The 16,413-nt window shown below is 70.3% G+C and carries 13 protein-coding genes; 7 read left to right on the top strand and 6 right to left on the bottom strand.

The window, feature by feature from the left end:
* Nucleotides 1-130: 130 nt before the first annotated feature.
* The gene (locus ACWEV3_RS06270) at nucleotides 131-1,240 is read left to right on the top strand and encodes a DUF4192 domain-containing protein (protein ID WP_452612852.1); all 1,110 of its coding nucleotides are present in this window, start codon (nucleotides 131-133) and stop codon (nucleotides 1,238-1,240) included.
* A 44-nt stretch (nucleotides 1,241-1,284) separates the two neighbouring features.
* On the opposite strand, the gene galE is transcribed toward ACWEV3_RS06270, so the two are convergent.
* The 3 genes from galE to ACWEV3_RS06255 form a co-directional block, all read right to left on the bottom strand.
* Nucleotides 1,285-2,247 carry a UDP-glucose 4-epimerase GalE gene (galE, locus tag ACWEV3_RS06265; RefSeq protein WP_452612851.1) on the bottom strand — a complete coding sequence of 321 codons (963 nt, stop codon included), beginning with the start codon at nucleotides 2,245-2,247 and terminating at the stop codon, nucleotides 1,285-1,287.
* 72 nt (nucleotides 2,248-2,319) lie between these two features.
* Nucleotides 2,320-3,498 (bottom strand): galactokinase, encoded by a 1,179-nt coding sequence (gene galK, locus ACWEV3_RS06260; RefSeq protein WP_452612850.1) that lies wholly within the window; start codon nucleotides 3,496-3,498, stop codon nucleotides 2,320-2,322.
* Entirely contained in the window at nucleotides 3,495-4,190 is a 696-nt protein-coding gene (locus ACWEV3_RS06255) for a metal-dependent transcriptional regulator (protein ID WP_452612849.1), read from the bottom strand. The genes galK and ACWEV3_RS06255 overlap by 4 nt, the downstream gene beginning before the upstream one ends.
* Before the next feature lie 122 nt (nucleotides 4,191-4,312).
* Between ACWEV3_RS06255 and ACWEV3_RS06250 the strand changes: the two genes are divergently transcribed.
* From ACWEV3_RS06250 to ACWEV3_RS06235, 4 genes are all read left to right on the top strand, one after another.
* Nucleotides 4,313-5,164 (top strand): sulfurtransferase, encoded by an 852-nt coding sequence (locus tag ACWEV3_RS06250; protein ID WP_452612848.1) that lies wholly within the window; start codon nucleotides 4,313-4,315, stop codon nucleotides 5,162-5,164.
* A gap of 75 nt (nucleotides 5,165-5,239) precedes the next feature.
* Nucleotides 5,240-6,415 carry an acetoin utilization protein AcuC gene (locus ACWEV3_RS06245; RefSeq protein ID WP_452612847.1) on the top strand — a complete coding sequence of 392 codons (1,176 nt, stop codon included), beginning with the start codon at nucleotides 5,240-5,242 and terminating at the stop codon, nucleotides 6,413-6,415.
* Entirely contained in the window at nucleotides 6,384-9,110 is a 2,727-nt protein-coding gene (locus ACWEV3_RS06240) for a bifunctional acetate--CoA ligase family protein/GNAT family N-acetyltransferase (RefSeq protein ID WP_452612846.1), read from the top strand. Before ACWEV3_RS06245 ends, ACWEV3_RS06240 begins: the two co-directional genes overlap by 32 nt.
* 54 nt (nucleotides 9,111-9,164) lie before the next feature.
* Nucleotides 9,165-10,067, top strand: coding sequence for an alpha/beta hydrolase family protein (locus ACWEV3_RS06235; RefSeq protein WP_452612845.1), 903 nt, complete (start codon nucleotides 9,165-9,167; stop codon nucleotides 10,065-10,067).
* Between the two features lie 57 nt (nucleotides 10,068-10,124).
* On the opposite strand, the gene ACWEV3_RS06230 is transcribed toward ACWEV3_RS06235, so the two are convergent.
* Entirely contained in the window at nucleotides 10,125-11,369 is a 1,245-nt protein-coding gene (locus tag ACWEV3_RS06230; protein ID WP_452612844.1) for a YeeE/YedE family protein, read from the bottom strand.
* Between the two features lie 385 nt (nucleotides 11,370-11,754).
* Between ACWEV3_RS06230 and ACWEV3_RS06225 the strand changes: the two genes are divergently transcribed.
* Nucleotides 11,755-11,973, top strand: a complete 219-nt coding sequence (locus tag ACWEV3_RS06225) for a hypothetical protein (RefSeq protein ID WP_452612843.1) — start codon at nucleotides 11,755-11,757, stop codon at nucleotides 11,971-11,973.
* A 98-nt stretch (nucleotides 11,974-12,071) separates the two neighbouring features.
* Here ACWEV3_RS06225 and ACWEV3_RS06220 read toward each other — a convergent pair whose 3' ends face one another.
* A complete protein-coding gene (locus ACWEV3_RS06220; RefSeq protein ID WP_452612842.1) occupies nucleotides 12,072-13,724 on the bottom strand; it encodes a fumarate hydratase in 1,653 nt (550 codons plus the stop codon).
* Between the two features lie 190 nt (nucleotides 13,725-13,914).
* Here ACWEV3_RS06220 and ACWEV3_RS06215 point away from each other — a divergent pair, with 190 nt between their 5' ends.
* Nucleotides 13,915-14,637 (top strand): tyrosine-protein phosphatase, encoded by a 723-nt coding sequence (locus ACWEV3_RS06215; protein WP_452612841.1) that lies wholly within the window; start codon nucleotides 13,915-13,917, stop codon nucleotides 14,635-14,637.
* 594 nt (nucleotides 14,638-15,231) lie between these two features.
* On the opposite strand, the gene ACWEV3_RS06210 is transcribed toward ACWEV3_RS06215, so the two are convergent.
* Nucleotides 15,232-16,203 (bottom strand): sigma-70 family RNA polymerase sigma factor, encoded by a 972-nt coding sequence (locus tag ACWEV3_RS06210; RefSeq protein ID WP_358570106.1) that lies wholly within the window; start codon nucleotides 16,201-16,203, stop codon nucleotides 15,232-15,234.
* Nucleotides 16,204-16,413: the final 210 nt, after the last annotated feature.

The following is a 16,413-nucleotide window of genomic DNA, read 5'->3' as shown; positions in this document are numbered from 1 at the left end:
GCCCGTCCGATCGTCACTCCATAGTGGATATATCGGCCTATGCCGGCCGAGTTGTCCACAGCGGACGGACCTGTCCACAAATTCCGAAAATACCCTTTCGTCGAAGCGGGTTCGGGTCGATCGTTGCGGCATGACAACACGACTCAACGCCACCCTCTCGCTGACCGAGCCCGCCGACCTGATCGCCGCCGTGCCGCACATGCTCGGGTTCCACCCGACGCATTCGCTGGTCGTGCTGACCCTGCACGACGTGGCGGAAACGCCGACGTTCGGCGTGACGCTGCGCACCGACCTGCCATGCCCGATGGGTGTCTGCGGCTTCGGTGAGCACCTGCTCGACGGACCATTGGGCCAGCGGCGGATAGAAGCCGTGATCCTGGTCGTCGTCGGGGAGAAAACCAGCACCGCGGCCTGCGGCGACGCCTGCGCCGGTCGGTGCGAAAGCCTCGAACGATCCACAGTGGATGATCGCGATACCGGTCCGCCGCACGCCGACCTGATCGAAGTGATCCGCGGCGCGTTCCACCGCGCCGGGGTCGTGACGGCCCACGCGTTGTGGGTGCCGGAGATCCGAGCCGGTGCCGAGTGGGAGTGCTACGCCGATCCGGGTTGCTCCGGTGTGATCGCCGATCCGCGGGGTTCCGCGGTCGGCGCGGCGCTGGCCGCGGAGGGAGCGGTGACCTTCGGCAGCCGCGATGAGCTGCGGACGCTCGTCGCGCCGGAGTCCGACGAGGTCTTGGCGCGCTGGTCGGCGAAGCTCGACCTGCTGGCCGAGGAACGCGCCGAGGGCTACGACCCGGGAAAGGTCGCCCACGACGTCCGGATCGTCTTCGCGGCCATCGAGCGCGTCGGCTCCGGTGCCGCGCTCACCGAGGACGACCTGCTGCGAGTGCTGGTCGCGGTGTCCGACACCAGGGTCCGCGACATCGCCCTGGGCACAGCGCTGGGCGATGCGGCCAGGGCAGCCGAAGAGCTGTGGCTGACCCTGGTCCGCAAGGCCCCCGACCCGGAACTGCCCGAGGTCGCCGCGCTGCTGGCGTTCTCCGCCTACCTGCGGGGCGAAGGGGTGCTGGCCGACGCCGCATTGGAGCGGATCGAGCGGGCCCAACCCGACCACCGGCTCGGGATCCTGCTGCGGCAGGCAATCGAAGCCGGCATCTCACCGGCCGACCTGGCGGTCATCGCCCGCGACGCCGCCGAAGACGCCCAGATCATGCTCGAAGAGGACGGAGCCTGGTGATGAATCACGACGAGACGATCCGAAGCGAAATGCCTTGGCGGCGTTCAGGATCCCTGGCGCTGCCGGGTGAACTCCCAAGCGTCCCGCACGATCACCTCGAGGTCGGCGCGTTGCGGCGTCCAGCCCAGTTCCTCCCGCGCGCGCTGGCTCGACGCCACCAGCGTCGCCGGGTCACCGGCCCGGCGCGGCGCGACCTTCGCCGGGATCGGGTGGCCGGTCACCTCGCGGCAGGTGTCGATCACCTGCTTGACGGAGAAGCCGGTGCCGTTGCCGAGGTTGTAGATCCGGTGCTGGCCCGGGGCTGCGCTCTCCAGCGCCAGCAGGTGGGCGTCGGCGAGGTCGGTGACGTGGATGTAGTCGCGGACGCAGGTGCCGTCGGCGGTGGGCCAGTCCTCGCCGAAGATCTGCACCTGCTCCCGCTGGCCGAGCGCGACCTGCAGCACGATCGGGATCAGGTGCGTCTCGACCGTGTGCCGCTCGCCGAACGCCCCGTGCGCGCCGGCGACGTTGAAGTACCGCAGGCTGACCGCGCCGATGCCGTGGGCGGCGGCGTAGGACGTGATCGCGTGGTCGATCGCCAGCTTCGTCGCGCCGTAGGTGTTCGTCGGGCGCGTCGCGGTGTCCTCGGTGATCGGCGTGACCTCCGGCTCGCCGTAGGTCGCGGCGGTGGAGGAGAACACCAACCGCGGCGTGCCGTGCTCGCGCATCGCGTCCAGCAGCCGCAGCGAGGTGACCACGTTGCCCTGCCAGTACTTCTGCGGATCCTGCATGGATTCGCCGACCAGCGACTTCGCCGCGAAGTGCAGCACGCCGTCGAACGGCTCCGAGAGCAGCTCGCTCGCCGCCGTCGAGATGTCGGCCTCGACGAACTTGCAGCCGTCCGGGATCGCGTCGGCGTGCCCGGTGGACAGGTCGTCGACCACGACGACCTCGTGGCCGGCTTCCACCAAGCGCGCCGCGCACACGCTTCCGACGTAGCCTGCGCCGCCTGTGACGAGGAGCTTCACCTGCGTACTGCCTTCCGTGGGAGATCTTCTGAGGGCGCCGTCAACCGGCAAGCGGAAGCGGTCGCCCGGTGGTCACCGGTCCCGCCCCGCACCGGCGGAGGGTACCGCTGTGAACAAGCGGGGCGCCGCGAGGTGCTGCCCCTCGAAAGCGTCCCGGACGGCGCGCTCGATGCGGTTCCTGTCGTCGACCCGCACCAGCGCGATCGCCGAGCCGCCGAAGCCGCCGCCGATCATCCGGGAGCCCAGTGCACCGGCGGCCAACGCGCTGTCCACCACGAGGTCCAGCTCGGGGCTGGAGACCCGGTAGTCGTCGCGGAGGCTGGTGTGGGAGGCGATCAGCAGCGGGCCGATCTCGGCGTACCGCCCGGCGCGGAGTTCGTCCACAGTGGCCAGCACCCGGCCGTTCTCGGTGACGATGTGCCGGACAAGCGGTCGGAGTTCTTCCGGAAGCTTCGGCAGGGTCGTCGCGAGGTCATCGCCGGGCACGTCGCGAAGTGCTTTGATCCCCAGCAGTTCCGCCGCGCGTTCGCAGCCCTGCCGCCGCTGTCCGTAACCGGACTCGCTGTGCGAGTGCTTCACGCGGGTGTCGATCACCAGCAACTCCAGGCCGGCGCTGCGGGGATCGAACGGGATCTGCTCGGAGTCGCCGGAGCGGACGTCGTAGAACAGCGCGTGTTCCGCGGTGCAGGCCAGCGACGCGGTCTGGTCGAGCAGGCCGGTCGGCGCTCCGGCGAAGTCGTTCTCCGCACGCTGCACCAGGCGCGCGATCTCGCCCAGGCTCGGGGCGTTCGGCTCGCCAGGCGCCAGCCGCGCGGTGTCGAGCAGCGCCAGCGCCACCGCGCATTCCAGGGCGTGGGAGGACGACAGGCCGGCACCGGTCGGCACCTCGCCGACGATCACCAGGTCGGCGCCGCCGAGCGGGAACCCGGCCTCGCGCAGGGCCCATGCGACGCCGGCCGGGTAGGCGACCCAGCCGGTGGTGGTGCCGGGGTTCAGTTCGTCGATCGACATGACGGGGGCGCGGTGCACTCGTCCGTCGCTGCCGAGAGTGGCGACGGAGAGGAGCCGGTCGGGACGGGGACGGATCGCGACGGCGGTGCGGTGCGGCAGGGCGAAGGGGAGCACGAACCCGTCGTTGTAGTCGGTGTGCTCCCCGATCAGGTTCACCCGACCAGGGGCAGACCAGACCGCGCTCGCCGCGCCGCCGTGCTCGTCGATGAACAACGCCGCCGCGCGGTCCGCCGTATTCACTTGGTGCGCACCATGACCGCGTGCGCGATGCTGACCGACAGCTCGGTGCTGCCGTTCTGGCCGCGGACCTCGATCGGCTTGTTCGGCCCGACCACCGACATGATCTCCACCTCGTTGCCCGGCACGATGCCGGCGTCCTTCAGTTCGGTCATCAGGTCGGGGTCGAGCTGGACGTGCTCGGCGATGCGGCGGATGACGGCGCGGCCCCCGCCGTTGCGGGCGATCTCGTCGACCCGCTGCAGGTCGCCGTCGGCCGGCGCCTCGACGTGGTCAACGCCAAGCTCGTCGAGCCCCGGGATCGGGTTGCCGTAGGGCGAGGTCGTGGGACCGCCGAGCAGCTTGACGAGCTTGCGCTCGACGGCTTCGCTCATCACGTGCTCCCAGCGGCACGCTTCATTGTGGACGTGCTCCCACTCGAGGCCGATCACGTCGACGAGAAGCCGTTCGGCGAGGCGGTGCTTGCGCATCACGCTGATCGCGCGGGCGCGGCCGGCCTTGGTGAGTTCGAGGTGGCGGTCCTCGGCGACGGTCAGCAGCCCGTCGCGTTCCATGCGGGCGACCGTCTGGCTCACCGTGGGGCCGCTCTGCTCCAACCGTTCGGCGATGCGGGCCCGGAGCGGAACCACGCCCTCTTCTTCGAGGTCGTAGATGGTGCGGAGGTACATCTCAGTGGTATCGATGAGATCGTTCACGTCGGCTCCCCATTCAGTCCCAACCACGATGCTAGTCGCCCCGGGCGACAGCGGTCAGTGGTCCGGGAGTTGACTTCCAGGATTTCCGACAGACCTCGTCGCCGGGCTACGAAAGGGCCGTCATGCATCCTTTGATCAGTACTGATGATCTCATGGCCGCGTTGCGGCGGCAGCCGCCCCCGACGCTCCTCGACGTCCGGTGGTCGCTGCTCGGGCCGCCGGGTCGGGAGGACTACGAAAAGGGGCATCTTCCCGGTGCGGTGTTCGTCGATCTGGACACCGAGCTTGCGGCCGAACCGGGCCCAGAGGGACGTCATCCGCTGCCCGCCCCGACCGATTTGGAGGCGGTGTTCCGTAGGGCGGGCGTCGACGCCGAGCGCCCGGTGGTCGTCTACGACGCGGACAACGGTTCGGTGGCGGCCCGCGCTTGGTGGCTGCTGCGCTGGGCGGGGCACGAGTCGGTGGCGGTGCTCGACGGCGGCTATGCGGCCTGGGTGGCGGCGGGGCAACTCACGACGACGGACCTGCCGCAGCCCGCGGAGGGCGACTTCCGGGTCCGGCCGGGCTCGATGCCGGTGGTGGACGCGGACGCCGCCGCCCGGCTCGCCAGGGAAGGCACGCTGCTGGACGCCCGTGCGCCGGAGCGCTACCGCGGCGACGTCGAGCCGGTGGATCCGCGGGCCGGGCACATTCCGGGCGCGCTGAACGCGCCGTTCGCGGCGCACGTGGCGGAGTCCGGCCGGTGGCGGTCCCCTGCGGAGCTGGCGAAGCACTTCGCCGACCTGGGCGTCGATGCGGCGGGCCCGGTCGGGGCGTACTGCGGGTCGGGCGTGACCGCCTGTTCGGTCCTGCTCGCGTTGGAACACGCGGGCCTGTCCGACCGGCAGCGTCCGGCGGTGCTGTACGCGGGCTCGTGGTCGAACTGGTCGGCGGACCCGGCGAGGCCGGCCGCGACCGGATCGGAGGCCGGATGACAGATCGTTCCGCCGGTGCGCGCGGGTGACTCGGAACACTGTGTTGGTCGACACAGGGCAGGTAGCGTCCGGGGCATGGGTTCTCAGTGCGCGGTCGTGTGGGACGAGTCGGTGCTCGGCTACGACCTGGGTGGGCAACATCCGCTGCATCCGATCAGGCTGGAGCTGACGATGCGGCTGGCCCGTGCGCTCGGGGTGTTCGACGGCGTCGAGACGATCAAGCCCGAACCTGCCACCGACGCGGACCTGGAGCGTGTGCACACCGCCGAATACATGGCGGCCGTGCGCTCGGCGCCGATGGCGGGCTGGGAGGTCGGCCACGGGCTGGGCACCGACGACAACCCGGTCTTCGACCGGATGCACGAGGCATCGGCGCTGATCGCGGGCGCCTCGATCCGGGCGGCCGAGCAGATCGTGTCGGGCAAGGCCGACCGGGCGGTCAACATCGCCGGCGGACTGCACCACGCGATGGCAGACCGCGCGGCTGGCTTCTGCGTCTACAACGACTGCTCGGTGGCCATCGCGTGGATGCTGGAGCAGGGCGTGGAGCGCATCGCCTACCTCGACGTCGACGTGCACCACGGGGACGGCGTGCAGGCGTCGTTCTACGACGACCCGCGGGTCATGACCATCTCGTTGCACCAGCACCCGCTGACGCTCTGGCCGGGCACCGGGTTCTCCACGGAGATCGGCTCCGGCCGGGCCGACGGCACCGCCGTCAACATCCCGCTGCCGCCGGGCACGGGTGACGCCGACTGGCGACGGGCCTTCCACGCGGTGGTGCCGTCGGTGCTCGACGCGTTCCGGCCGCAGGTGCTGGTGACGCAGTGCGGTGCGGACGCGCACCGGGAAGACCCGCTGGCGGACCTGTCGATGAGCGTCGACGGGCAGCGCGCGACCTACCATGACCTGCGGGAACTCGCCGACAGCTACGCGGGTGGCAAGTGGCTGGCGCTGGGCGGCGGTGGCTACTCGCTGTTCCGGGTGGTGCCGCGCGCCTGGACGCACCTGCTGGCGACGCTGCTGGACCGCGACCTCGAGCCGGAGACGACCATCCCGGAGGACTGGATCGCGCACACCGTGCGCGTCGCGGACAACGTTCCGCTGCCGACTTCGATGACCGACGGGGCCGACCCGGCCTTCCAGCGGTGGTCGGGGGTCACCGCGTCCGCGGTGGACACCTCGATTCGCGACACCCGGCACGCGGTGTTTCCGTTGCATGGTCTCGACCCGGTCGACAGCCGCGACTGAGGAGTCCGAAGTGGACGGAGTAGTGGAGCAGCAGGAAGCAGCCACCCCGCGGGCGGACTACCCCCGTCGGTGGGAGGCGGACGTGGTGCTGTCCGACGGCGGCACCGTGCACCTGCGGCCGATAACCGAAGCCGATGCCGAGAAGCTGGTGGCCTTCCACGGGCGGCTCAGCGACCGGACCAGGTACTACCGCTACTTCGGCCCGTACCCGCGGATGCCCCAGCGCGACGTGGAGCGGTTCACCCGCGTCGATTACGTCGACCGCGTCGCGCTGGTGGCGCTGCTCGGCGACGACATCGTGGCGGTGGGCCGCTACGACAGGCTCGGCGAGCAGCAGTCGGCCGAGGTCGCGTTCGTGGTGCAGGACCAGCACCAGGGGCGCGGCCTGGGATCGATCCTGCTGGAGCACCTGGCCGCCGCGGCGCGGGAACGCGGGCTGCGGCGCTTCGTGGCCGAGGTGCTCGCGGAGAACTCGACCATGGTCCGGGTCTTCCGCGACGCCGGTTACCAGGTGAGCCGGGCCATGGAAGAGGGCGTGGTGCACCTGGAGTTCGACATCGACCCGACCGAGGAGTCGGTGGCCGTGGCCCGCGCCCGAGAGCAGGCGGCCGAGGCGCGCAGCGTGCACAACCTGCTGCGGCCGCGTTCGGTGGCGGTGATCGGGGCGTCCACCGATCACGCCAAGATCGGTCACGCGGTGCTGACCAACCTGCTCACGGCGGACTTCACCGGCCCGGTCTACCCGGTCAACCCGGAGCACCGCTCGGTGCGCGGCGTGCGCGCCTACGCCTCGGTGCTCGACATCCCCGACGAGGTCGACCTGGCGGTGGTGGCGATTCCGGCCGCCGGCGTGACCGGGGTGCTCGACGACTGCCTGGCCAAGGGTGTGAAGGCCCTGGTCATCGTCAGCGCCGGGTTCAGCGAGGCCGGCCCGGACGGCCGCGAGGTGGAACGCGAGATGGTGCGGGCTGCGCGCGTGCACGGCATGCGCGTGGTCGGCCCCAACGCGCTGGGCGTGGTCAACACCGACCCGGAGTTCCGGCTGAACGCGAGCCTGGCGCCGCAGCTGCCCGGCCGCGGCCGCACCGGCTTCTTCTGCCAATCCGGTGCGCTCGGGGTGGCGATCCTGGCCACCGCGACCGAACGCGGCCTCGGGCTGTCGACGTTCGTCTCGGCGGGCAACCGCGCCGACGTGTCCGGCAACGACCTGCTGCAGTACTGGCAGACCGACCCGGCCACCGATGTCGTGCTGCTGTACCTGGAGTCATTCGGCAACCCGCGCAAGTTCGGCCGGTTGGCGCGGCGGCTGGCCCGCAGCAAGCCGGTCGTGGTGGTGAAGTCGGGTCGCAACGCGGTGCGTCCCGGCTTGGCGGCCACGTCGGTGCAGATCGACGAGACCAGCGTGCAGGCGTTGTTCGAGCAGTCCGGCGTCATCCGGGTCGAGTCGGTTGCGCAGATGTTCGACACGGCACTGCTGCTGGCGCACCAGCCGTTGCCGCAGGGCGACCGGGTCGCGATCGTGGGCAACTCCTCGGCGCTGGGCATGATCGCCGCCGACGTGGCGCAGGCCCAGCAGCTGGAACTGGCCTGCGACCCGGTCGACGTGGGGGCGTCGGCGGGGCCGGAGGAGTTCGCGGCGGCGGTCCGCGACGCCGCCTTGCGCCCGGACGTCGACGCGTTGGTGACGGTGTTCGCCCCTCCGGTGGCGGTTCCCGGCACCGCGTACGCCCGCGCCTTGCGGGAGGCGTTGCAGGAAGCCGGTGTCGCGCGTTCGAAGCCGGTGGTGACCACGTTCCTGGCCGCCGAAGGCGTGCCCGACGAGCTCGTGGTTCCCGGCCCGGACGGATTGACCGGCAAGGGCTCGGTGCCGTCCTACCCGAGCCCGGAGCGGTCGGTGCTGGCGCTCGCGAGGGTCACCAGGTACGCGCAGTGGCGCGCCGCGCCGAAGGGGCATTTCGTGCGGCCGCCGGAGATCGACGAGGACCGGGCGCGGGCGCTGGTCGACGGCTGGCTCGCGGAGGGCATCACCGATCTCGACGACGACCAGGCGGTGCGGCTGCTCGGCTGCTACGGCATCGACCTGGTGCCGTTCCGCCTGGTCACCGGCGTCGAAGAAGCAGTCGCGGTGGCGGAGGAACTGGGCTACCCGGTGGCGCTGAAGTCGGCGAGCGATCAACTGCGGCACCGCAACGACCTGGTCGGCGTCCGACTCGATCTCGGCAGCGCCCATGCGGTGCGGTCGGCGTACGCCGACATCCGGCAGGTTTCGGGGATCGACGAGGTCTACGTGCAACGCATGGCGGCCCGGGGCACTTCGTGCGTCATCGACCTGACCGAGGACCCGTCGTTCGGCACCCTGGTGTCGTTCGGCCTTTCCGGGGTGGCCAGCGAATTGCTCGGGGACAAGGCATATCGCGCGCTGCCGCTGTCCGATGTGGACGTCTCCGCGCTGGTGCGCGCGCCGCGGGCGGCGCCGCTGCTGGCCGGGTATCGGGGCACCGAACCGGCCGATCTCGCGGCGCTGGAGGACCTCGTGCTTCGGGTGGCGACGCTGGCCGAGGATTTGCCGGAGGTTCGCGATCTGGCGCTGCAGCCGGTGCTCGCTTCGCCGACGGGTGCCGTGGTCGCCGGGGCCAGGGTCGGCATCCGGGCGTCGCCGGCGGCGCTGGACGCCGGTCCGCGGCGGCTTCGCTGATCACTGCGACGCGGCACACTGCCCGAAACTGACTGGTTCCGTTAATCTGGCGGCGTGGACGAGCAGACCGTCGAGAACGGTTCGGGCAACCAGGCTTCCCTGGTGCTCGGGCAGGTTTCGGCCGGCGCGCACCGGCTGACCGTGCGCGCCGCCAAGCAGGACGATCCCGCCAGCCCGGTGGTCGTCCTGCTCCCCGCGATGGGCGTGCCCGCCAGGTACTACCGCCCGTTCGTCGCTGATCTCCACGCCCAGGGACTGGCGGTGGTGACCTTCGACGTGCGCGGGCAGGGCGAGAGCAAGCCGTCGGCCGCCCGCGGTGTGCGTTTCGGCTACCAGAGCATGATCGACGACGTGGATGGCGTGCTCGATCTCGTCGCCGCTGCTTTCCCGCAGGCGCCGCGGTTCCTGCTCGGGCACAGCCTGGGTGGCCAGATCGCCCTGCTGCACGCGGCATGCCGCCCGGACCGGGTGCAGGGCGTGGCGCTGGTGGCTTCCGGTTCGGTGTGGTTCGGGAGCTTCCCCGGGATGTACAAGCTCCGCACCCTGTTCGGCACGCAGCTGGTGGCGGCCGCGTCGGCGCTGCTCGGCTACTGGCCCGGCCACCGGTTCGGCTTCGGCGGCCGCCAAGCGACCGACCTGATGCAGGACTGGGCGCGGCAGGCCCGCACCGGCCGTTACCGGCTCAACGGCTCGACGACCGAGTACGAGGCGGCGCTGCGGGAAGTCCGGCAGCCGCTGCTGACCGTCAGCGTCGCGGGCGACCGGCTGGCCCCGAAGTCCTCAGTGGACCACCTGGCGGCGAAAGCCGGGCGGGCGCCGCGCACCGACAAGCACTACACCCGGGCGGCGTCCGGCGCGGAGAACCTCGGCCACTTCAACTGGGTGCGCAACGGCGGCGAACTGTCCCGCTGGGTCCGGGACTGGATCGCCGCCGTCGATTCCTCGGTCCACGCATAGCGAGATCGCGGAAGCCGATCGATTCGGTGGGGTGGGGAAAATCCGCCCCACCGGCCGTCAGCAGACCGAATCGGTCGGCTTGGGGACGTCGAGCCCGAACAGCGGGCGCAGCTTCAGCCCGACCCAGGTGCCGACCAGCGCCAGCAGGCCCCAGGCCCAGCCGTGCAACGAGAACGAGGCGATCCCGGAGAAGTAGGCGCCGATGTTGCAGCCGTACGCCAGCCGCGCGCCGTAGCCCATCAGCAAGCCGCCGATCACGGCAGCGAGCACGACCTTCGCGGGCAACCGCTTGGCCAGCACGAAAGCGCCCGACGCTGCCGACGCCACGAGTGCGCCGACGATGATCCCGAAGTCCAGCACCGAGGTGGAGTCGGCCAGCACCGGGCCGGTCAGGGCCGCTGCGCGTTCTCCTTGCCAGTACGGCCAACTCGCCACGTCCACACCCACAGCCTGCAGAGCCTTCGAGCCCCACAGGACGAAGGCCGAGGTGATGCCCCACGGGCTGCCGCGGGTCAGCAGCACGACCGCGTTGAGCCCGGCCAGCACGAGCGCCCCGACCCAAAGCGGCCACGAGCCGCGCAGCACGCGCCAAAGCCCGCGCGACGTCGGCGGGCGGCCTGCCGGTGGCGCGTTGTGCCGCCGAGCCCATCGCGTTGCGGCGTAACCGATCGCGCCGAGCACGGCGAGCTGAACCACCAGCGCGCCGAAGTAACCGAGCCCGGTGTCCTCGGCGAGGGAGAACGATCCGAGGGTGATCGCGTCCGAGGTCCACAGTGGAAGGTGCAGCGCGCCGAGCACCGAGCCGCAGATGAAGAAGAAGAGCGTGACCACCAGCAAGGTGTTCCCGCCGCCGACGGCGAACAAGGTGCCCGACGCGCAGGCGCCCCCGAGCTGCATCCCGATGCCGAACAGGACCGCGCCGACGACCAGTCCGAGCCCGAGCGGTTCGACGTTTCCCTTCGGCGTGGCGCCGAAGAACGTCACACCGCCGGCCAGGATCGGAGCGAACAAGATCGACGCCGCGCCGAGCATCAGCAGGTGCGCCCGGACGCCCGACGTCTGTCCAACCGAGACGAGTTGCCGCCAGGCCGAGGTGAAACCGAAGCGGGAGTGGAAAAGCGTCAGCCCGAGCGCGAGACCCAGACCGGCCAGCACGGCGGACTTCACGCCGACCACAATGGCCGCAGCGGTCACGAGCGCCACGGCCGCGATCACCCCGATGGTCAGCGGAACCCACTGCGGCTTGCCCTGCGGTGCTGGGGCCGCGTCGGCGGATGTGGCAGGTGTGGCGGTGGTGGACATTCCTCACTCCCGAATGTGAAGCGGATTCGTCGACGAAACCACGCGCAGGCTGTCGACCACCAGCCGTTTCGAAATGTGGGAAAGATGTGGATTCAACTCGGTGCGGATTTCGCGCAACCGGCCACGCGGGGCGCTCCGTCCTTAGGGCATGAGACGCCTACAAACCGCAGTGGGCGCGGGTGTTCTGCTCGTAGCGTTGGCAGCCTGCGCCCAACAGCCATCCAATGAAGTTGGTTTCGGTGGCCAGCCCCCGGCTCCGCCCGGCCCGGTACAGCCGAAACCTGAACAGGAACGCGCTCCGGTCGCCGAGACCGCGGTCGACGCGTCGTTGCTACCCAGGGGATATCCGAAGAAGGTCTGGACCCAGGACGGCGGAGCGGTCGTCGTGGCCACCGGTCAGGAAGGCGGCTGCAGCAAGGTGCACGCCGAGCTGGCCGAGCAGACCGCCGACCACGTGAAGGTGGTGCTGGTCGAAGAAACCCCGGAACCGCCGGGAATGTGCACGATGGACCTTCGCTACCCGCCGGTGGCGGTGCAGCTCGACGCACCGCTGGACGCGCGGAAGGTCGTTCTGGAACAACGAGATGTCAAGGTTCCCCGCTGATCGGTGACCGCGTGATACCTGCCAATCGCGTCGATCGGCTGAGCTGAAACCTGTACTCCCGCAGGAGGTGGGGCTCCTGCGGGAGTACAGGTGTGCGGTCAGCGGCCGAAGGAGATCTGCAGGGTCGGCTTGGTGGAGTTGGCGAAGAAGTCGTTGCCCTTGTCGTCGACCACGACGAACGCGGGGAAGTCCTCGACCTCGATGCGCCACACCGCTTCCATGCCGAGCTCGGGGTACTCCAGCACCTCGACCTTGCGGATGCAGTCCTGGGCCAGGCGCGCGGCGGGGCCGCCGATGGAACCGAGGTAGAAGCCGCCGTGGGTGTGGCAGGACTCGGTCACCTTCGCCGACCGGTTGCCCTTGGCGAGCATGACCAGCGAGCCGCCCGCGGCCTGGAACTGCTCGACGTAGGCGTCCATGCGACCGGCGGTGGTGGGGCCGAAGGAGCCGGAGGCGTAGCCCTCCGGCGTCTTGGCCGGGCCCGCGTAGTACACGGGGTGGTCGCGCAGGTATTCGGGCATCGGCTCGCCGGCGTCCAGCCGCTCGGCGATCTTGGCGTGCGCGATGTCTCGGGCGACCACCAGCGGGCCGGTCAGCGACACGCGCGTCTTGACCGGGAGCTTGGACAGCTCCGCGCGGATCTCCGCCATCGGCCGGTTCAGGTCGATCTTGACGACCTCGTCGGAGAGCTGCTCGTCGACCACGTCCGGCAGGTAGCGGGCCGGGTCGCGCTCCAGCTGTTCCAGGAACACGCCCTCGGGGGTGAGCTTGGCCTTGGCCTGGCGGTCCGCGGAGCAGGACACCGCGACACCCACCGGCAGCGAGGCGCCGTGCCGTGGCAACCGGATGACCCGCACGTCGTGGCAGAAGTACTTGCCGCCGAACTGCGCGCCGATGCCGAACTGCCGGGTCATCTCCAGCACCTGCTGCTCCATCTCGACGTCGCGCAGGGCGTGCCCGGAGGCCGAGCCCTCCCGCGGCAGCTCGTCGAGGTAACGGGCCGAGGCGAGCTTCGCGACCTTGAGGTTGAACTCGGCGGACATGCCGCCCACCACGATCGCCAGGTGGTACGGCGGGCAGGCCGCGGTGCCCAGCGAGCGCAGCTTCTCCTCCAGGAACCGCCCGAGCCGCGTCGGGTTCAGCAGCGCCTTGGTCTCCTGGTACAGGAAGGTCTTGTTGGCGCTGCCGCCGCCCTTGGCCATGAACAGGAACTCGTAGGCCGGGTCGGTGCCGGGCTTGTTGTACAGCTCGATCTGCGCGGGCAGGTTGCTGCCGGTGTTGCGTTCGTCCCAGAAGTTCAGCGGCGCCATCTGCGAGTACCGCAGGTTGAGGTCCTGGTAGGCGTCGAAGACGCCCCTGGCGATCGCCTCTTCGTCGCGACCGCCGGTGAGCACGGTCTCGGTGCGCTTGCCGATGACGATCGCGGTGCCGGTGTCCTGGCACATCGGCAGCACGCCGCCGGCGGACACGCACGCGTTGCGCAGCAGGTCGGTGGCCACGAACCGGTCGTTCGGGCTGGCCTCCGGGTCTTCGACGATCGCGCGCAGCTGCGCCAGGTGGGATGGGCGCAGCAGGTGCTGGATGTCCTTGATCGCCTCGGTTGCCAGGGCGGTGAGCGTGGTCGGCTCGACTTCGAGGAATCGTCGCCCGGCCGCCTCGACGACTCGGATGCCTTCGGTGGTCACCAGGCGGTAGTCGGTGTTGTCGGGGCCGAGGGGGAGCACCTCGGTGAAATCGAACGTGGTGGGCACGTCGCGGCTCCTTTGCGCGCGTTCGGGTTACGCGATGACCAATAAAACCGCGCGGTCGATCAGCGCGTCCACGGGGGTGGCCCAGGTGTGACGGATCGCCCGCCCTGGTGGCGCGGCGGAGCACCTGCGAGGCTGGCGGCCGAACGTCTCATCGCACCCCGGACGCGGGGCCGGAGCAACGGAGGTCGCCTTGCCGACGACAGATCCCCTCGATGCGCTGGTCAACCTTCGTGACCTGGGCGGGCAGCCCGCCGGTGACGGCGTGGTGACGAGGGCCGGCGTGGTGTTCCGGAGTGATGCTCCGCACAACGGCGACCGGGTGCCGGAGGGAGCTTCGCCGTGGCCGCCGAAGGTCGTGGTGGACCTGCGGGATTCGGTGGAGACCCGTGACCAGGAACACCCGCTCGCGTCGGTGGCCACCGTGCACCACGTGCCGCTGCTGGAGGAGGCGCGGGACGCGGACATCGACGTCGACGAGGCGGCCCACGAGCTGACGGCGCTGTACCAGTCGATCCTGCAAGGCGCCCCGAAGAAGCTGGTCGAGGTGTTCCGCATCGTCCTGGAGGCGGACGGTCCGGTGCTGATCCACTGCGCGGCGGGCAAGGACCGCACGGGAGTGGTCTCGGCGATGCTGCTGGGCGCGGTGGGAGTGCGCCGCGACGCGATCGTGGCGGACTACGTGCGCACGGACCGGAACATGTTCCGCGTCCTGCAGCGCCTGAACGTGGCGCCGGAGCTCCCGCCGGGCGTGGACGAGGAGATGGTCCACGAGCTCCTGTCGACGCCGACGGAGGCGATCGAGAGCGTCCTGAGCGCCTTCGAGACCCACGAGGAGGGCGCCAGGGGCTGGCTGCGGACGCACGGGGCCACGAACGACGAACTGGACCGCTGGCGGGCCAAGTTCATCGGCTGAGACGACGCGACGAGAAGCCTGCAGCGAACGGCCTGTTCACCTCGGAAGAAGAGGTGAACAGGCCGTTCGCGCAGAAGCGGTGTGCGGATCGGGAAAAGGTCGGGAGGCCGGACCCGCCCCGACGACGAGTCCGCCCTCCCGTGGCGAGCGGCGAACCCGCCGCTAAGACCGAAGCGGAAGAACAAAAAAGGGGGGAAGAACGATGTTCCCGCCGAAACCCAACATGGTCAACAAGCCATCCGGGTGTACGAAACCCCGAACGACAAAAGAACGAACTCCCCAACCCGAAGGCCCGAACCACCCACGAGATCGAGAACCGAACGCAAAGCCCCCGAACCCGGAACCCGGAAGCTCGGAACCCCGAAAGCCCAGAACCCAAAAGGTTCAGAACTACGAAGGTTCGGAGCGAGGAAGGTTCAGAACCCCCGGAGGCTGGTCGGTGAGCAGGCCGGGAACGCTCAAGAAGGTGAGGAGCGATCCCGAAGGTGACCACCGCACCGTGGGGGTCTGCGGGGGCTCGGCCCCCGCAAAATCATCCTGACCGCGCCGTGGTCCGCGCTTTCCGCGGACACACGACGCCCAGAAATCGCGCGGTCAGCTCGCGTACGCGCGCAGGCGGTCGGCGCGGTCGCCCTGGCGGAGCTTCGCCATGACTTCCCGCTCGATCTGCCGGACCCGCTCGCGGGACAGCCCGAACGACTTGCCGATCTGGTCCAGGGTGCGCGGCTGGCCGTCGTCGAGGCCGTAGCGCATCCGGATCACCGCCTGCTCGCGCTCCTCCAGCGTGGCCAGCACGCGGCGCAGGTCGTCCTGCAGGAACCCGGAGATCACCGCGTTCTCTGCGTCGGCCGATTCGGCGTCCTCGATGAAGTCACCGAGCGGCGCGTCCTCCTCGGCCCCGACCGGCATGTCCAGGCTGACCGGGTCGCGGGAGTGGTCCATCAGGTCGAGGATCTTCTCCACCGGGATGCCGGCCTCTTCGGAGAGCTCCTCGTCGGTGGCCTCGCGGCCGAGCTTCTGGTGCAGGTCGCGCTTGATCCGGGCCAGCTTGTTGACCTGCTCGACCAGGTGGACGGGCAGCCGGATGGTGCGGCTCTGGTCGGCCATGCCGCGGGTGATGGCCTGCCGGATCCACCAAGTCGCGTAGGTGGAGAACTTGAAGCCCTTGGTGTAGTCGAACTTCTCCACCGCGCGGATCAGGCCGAGGTTGCCCTCCTGGATGAGGTCCAGCAGCGGCATGCCGCGGCCGGTGTAGCGCTTGGCCAGGCTGACGACCAGGCGGAGGTTGGCCTCCATGAGGTGGTTCTTCGCCCGGCGGCCGTCGCGGACCACGGCGCCGAGGTCGGAGCGCCGCTCGGGGGAGAGGTTCTTGCTGGTCTCCAGCAGGTGCTTGGCGAAAACCCCGGCCTCGATCCGCTTGGCGAGGTCGACCTCTTCCTGTGCGGTGAGCAGCGCGGTGCGCCCGATGCCGTTGAGGTAGACGCGCACCAGGTCGGCCGATGGGCCCTGGGTGTCCAGGTCTTCGGTGACGGTGACGTCTGGCTTGGTGGTCTGCGGGACGGTCATTGAGCTCCCTCCCTGGCGGGCTGGCTTGGCGGGCGCAAATCACACTCGCGCGTCGTTGCGCGGTGTGGAGGACGCGTACGCTCGGTTGTACGGGCTCCGCGTCGACGTCTTCTCCGGCGCTGCCGATGGGTTTGGTGGCCTGTCGGCATGGCCGTCGAAGCTTCGTTACCTGGAAAACGACCGGCGTGCCGAATTCGTTCCCGAAGTTCT

The organism is Saccharopolyspora sp. NPDC003752 (assembly GCF_053605825.1).
The sequence above is the reverse complement of the archived record's forward strand: the minus strand, read 5'-3'. Positions and strand labels throughout refer to the sequence as shown.

Excerpts from the sequence above, each read along its gene's own strand:
- ACWEV3_RS06270 (WP_452612852.1), top strand. The coding sequence starts at position 131 with ATGACAACACGACTCAACGCCACCCTCTCGCTGACCGAGCCCGCCGAC.
- ACWEV3_RS06250 (WP_452612848.1), top strand. The coding sequence starts at position 4,313 with ATGCATCCTTTGATCAGTACTGATGATCTCATGGCCGCGTTGCGGCGG.
- ACWEV3_RS06245 (WP_452612847.1), top strand. The coding sequence starts at position 5,240 with ATGGGTTCTCAGTGCGCGGTCGTGTGGGACGAGTCGGTGCTCGGCTAC.
- ACWEV3_RS06240 (WP_452612846.1), top strand. The coding sequence starts at position 6,384 with ATGGTCTCGACCCGGTCGACAGCCGCGACTGAGGAGTCCGAAGTGGAC.
- ACWEV3_RS06230 (WP_452612844.1), bottom strand. The coding sequence starts at position 11,369 with ATGTCCACCACCGCCACACCTGCCACATCCGCCGACGCGGCCCCAGCA.
- ACWEV3_RS06210 (WP_358570106.1), bottom strand. The coding sequence starts at position 16,203 with ATGACCGTCCCGCAGACCACCAAGCCAGACGTCACCGTCACCGAAGAC.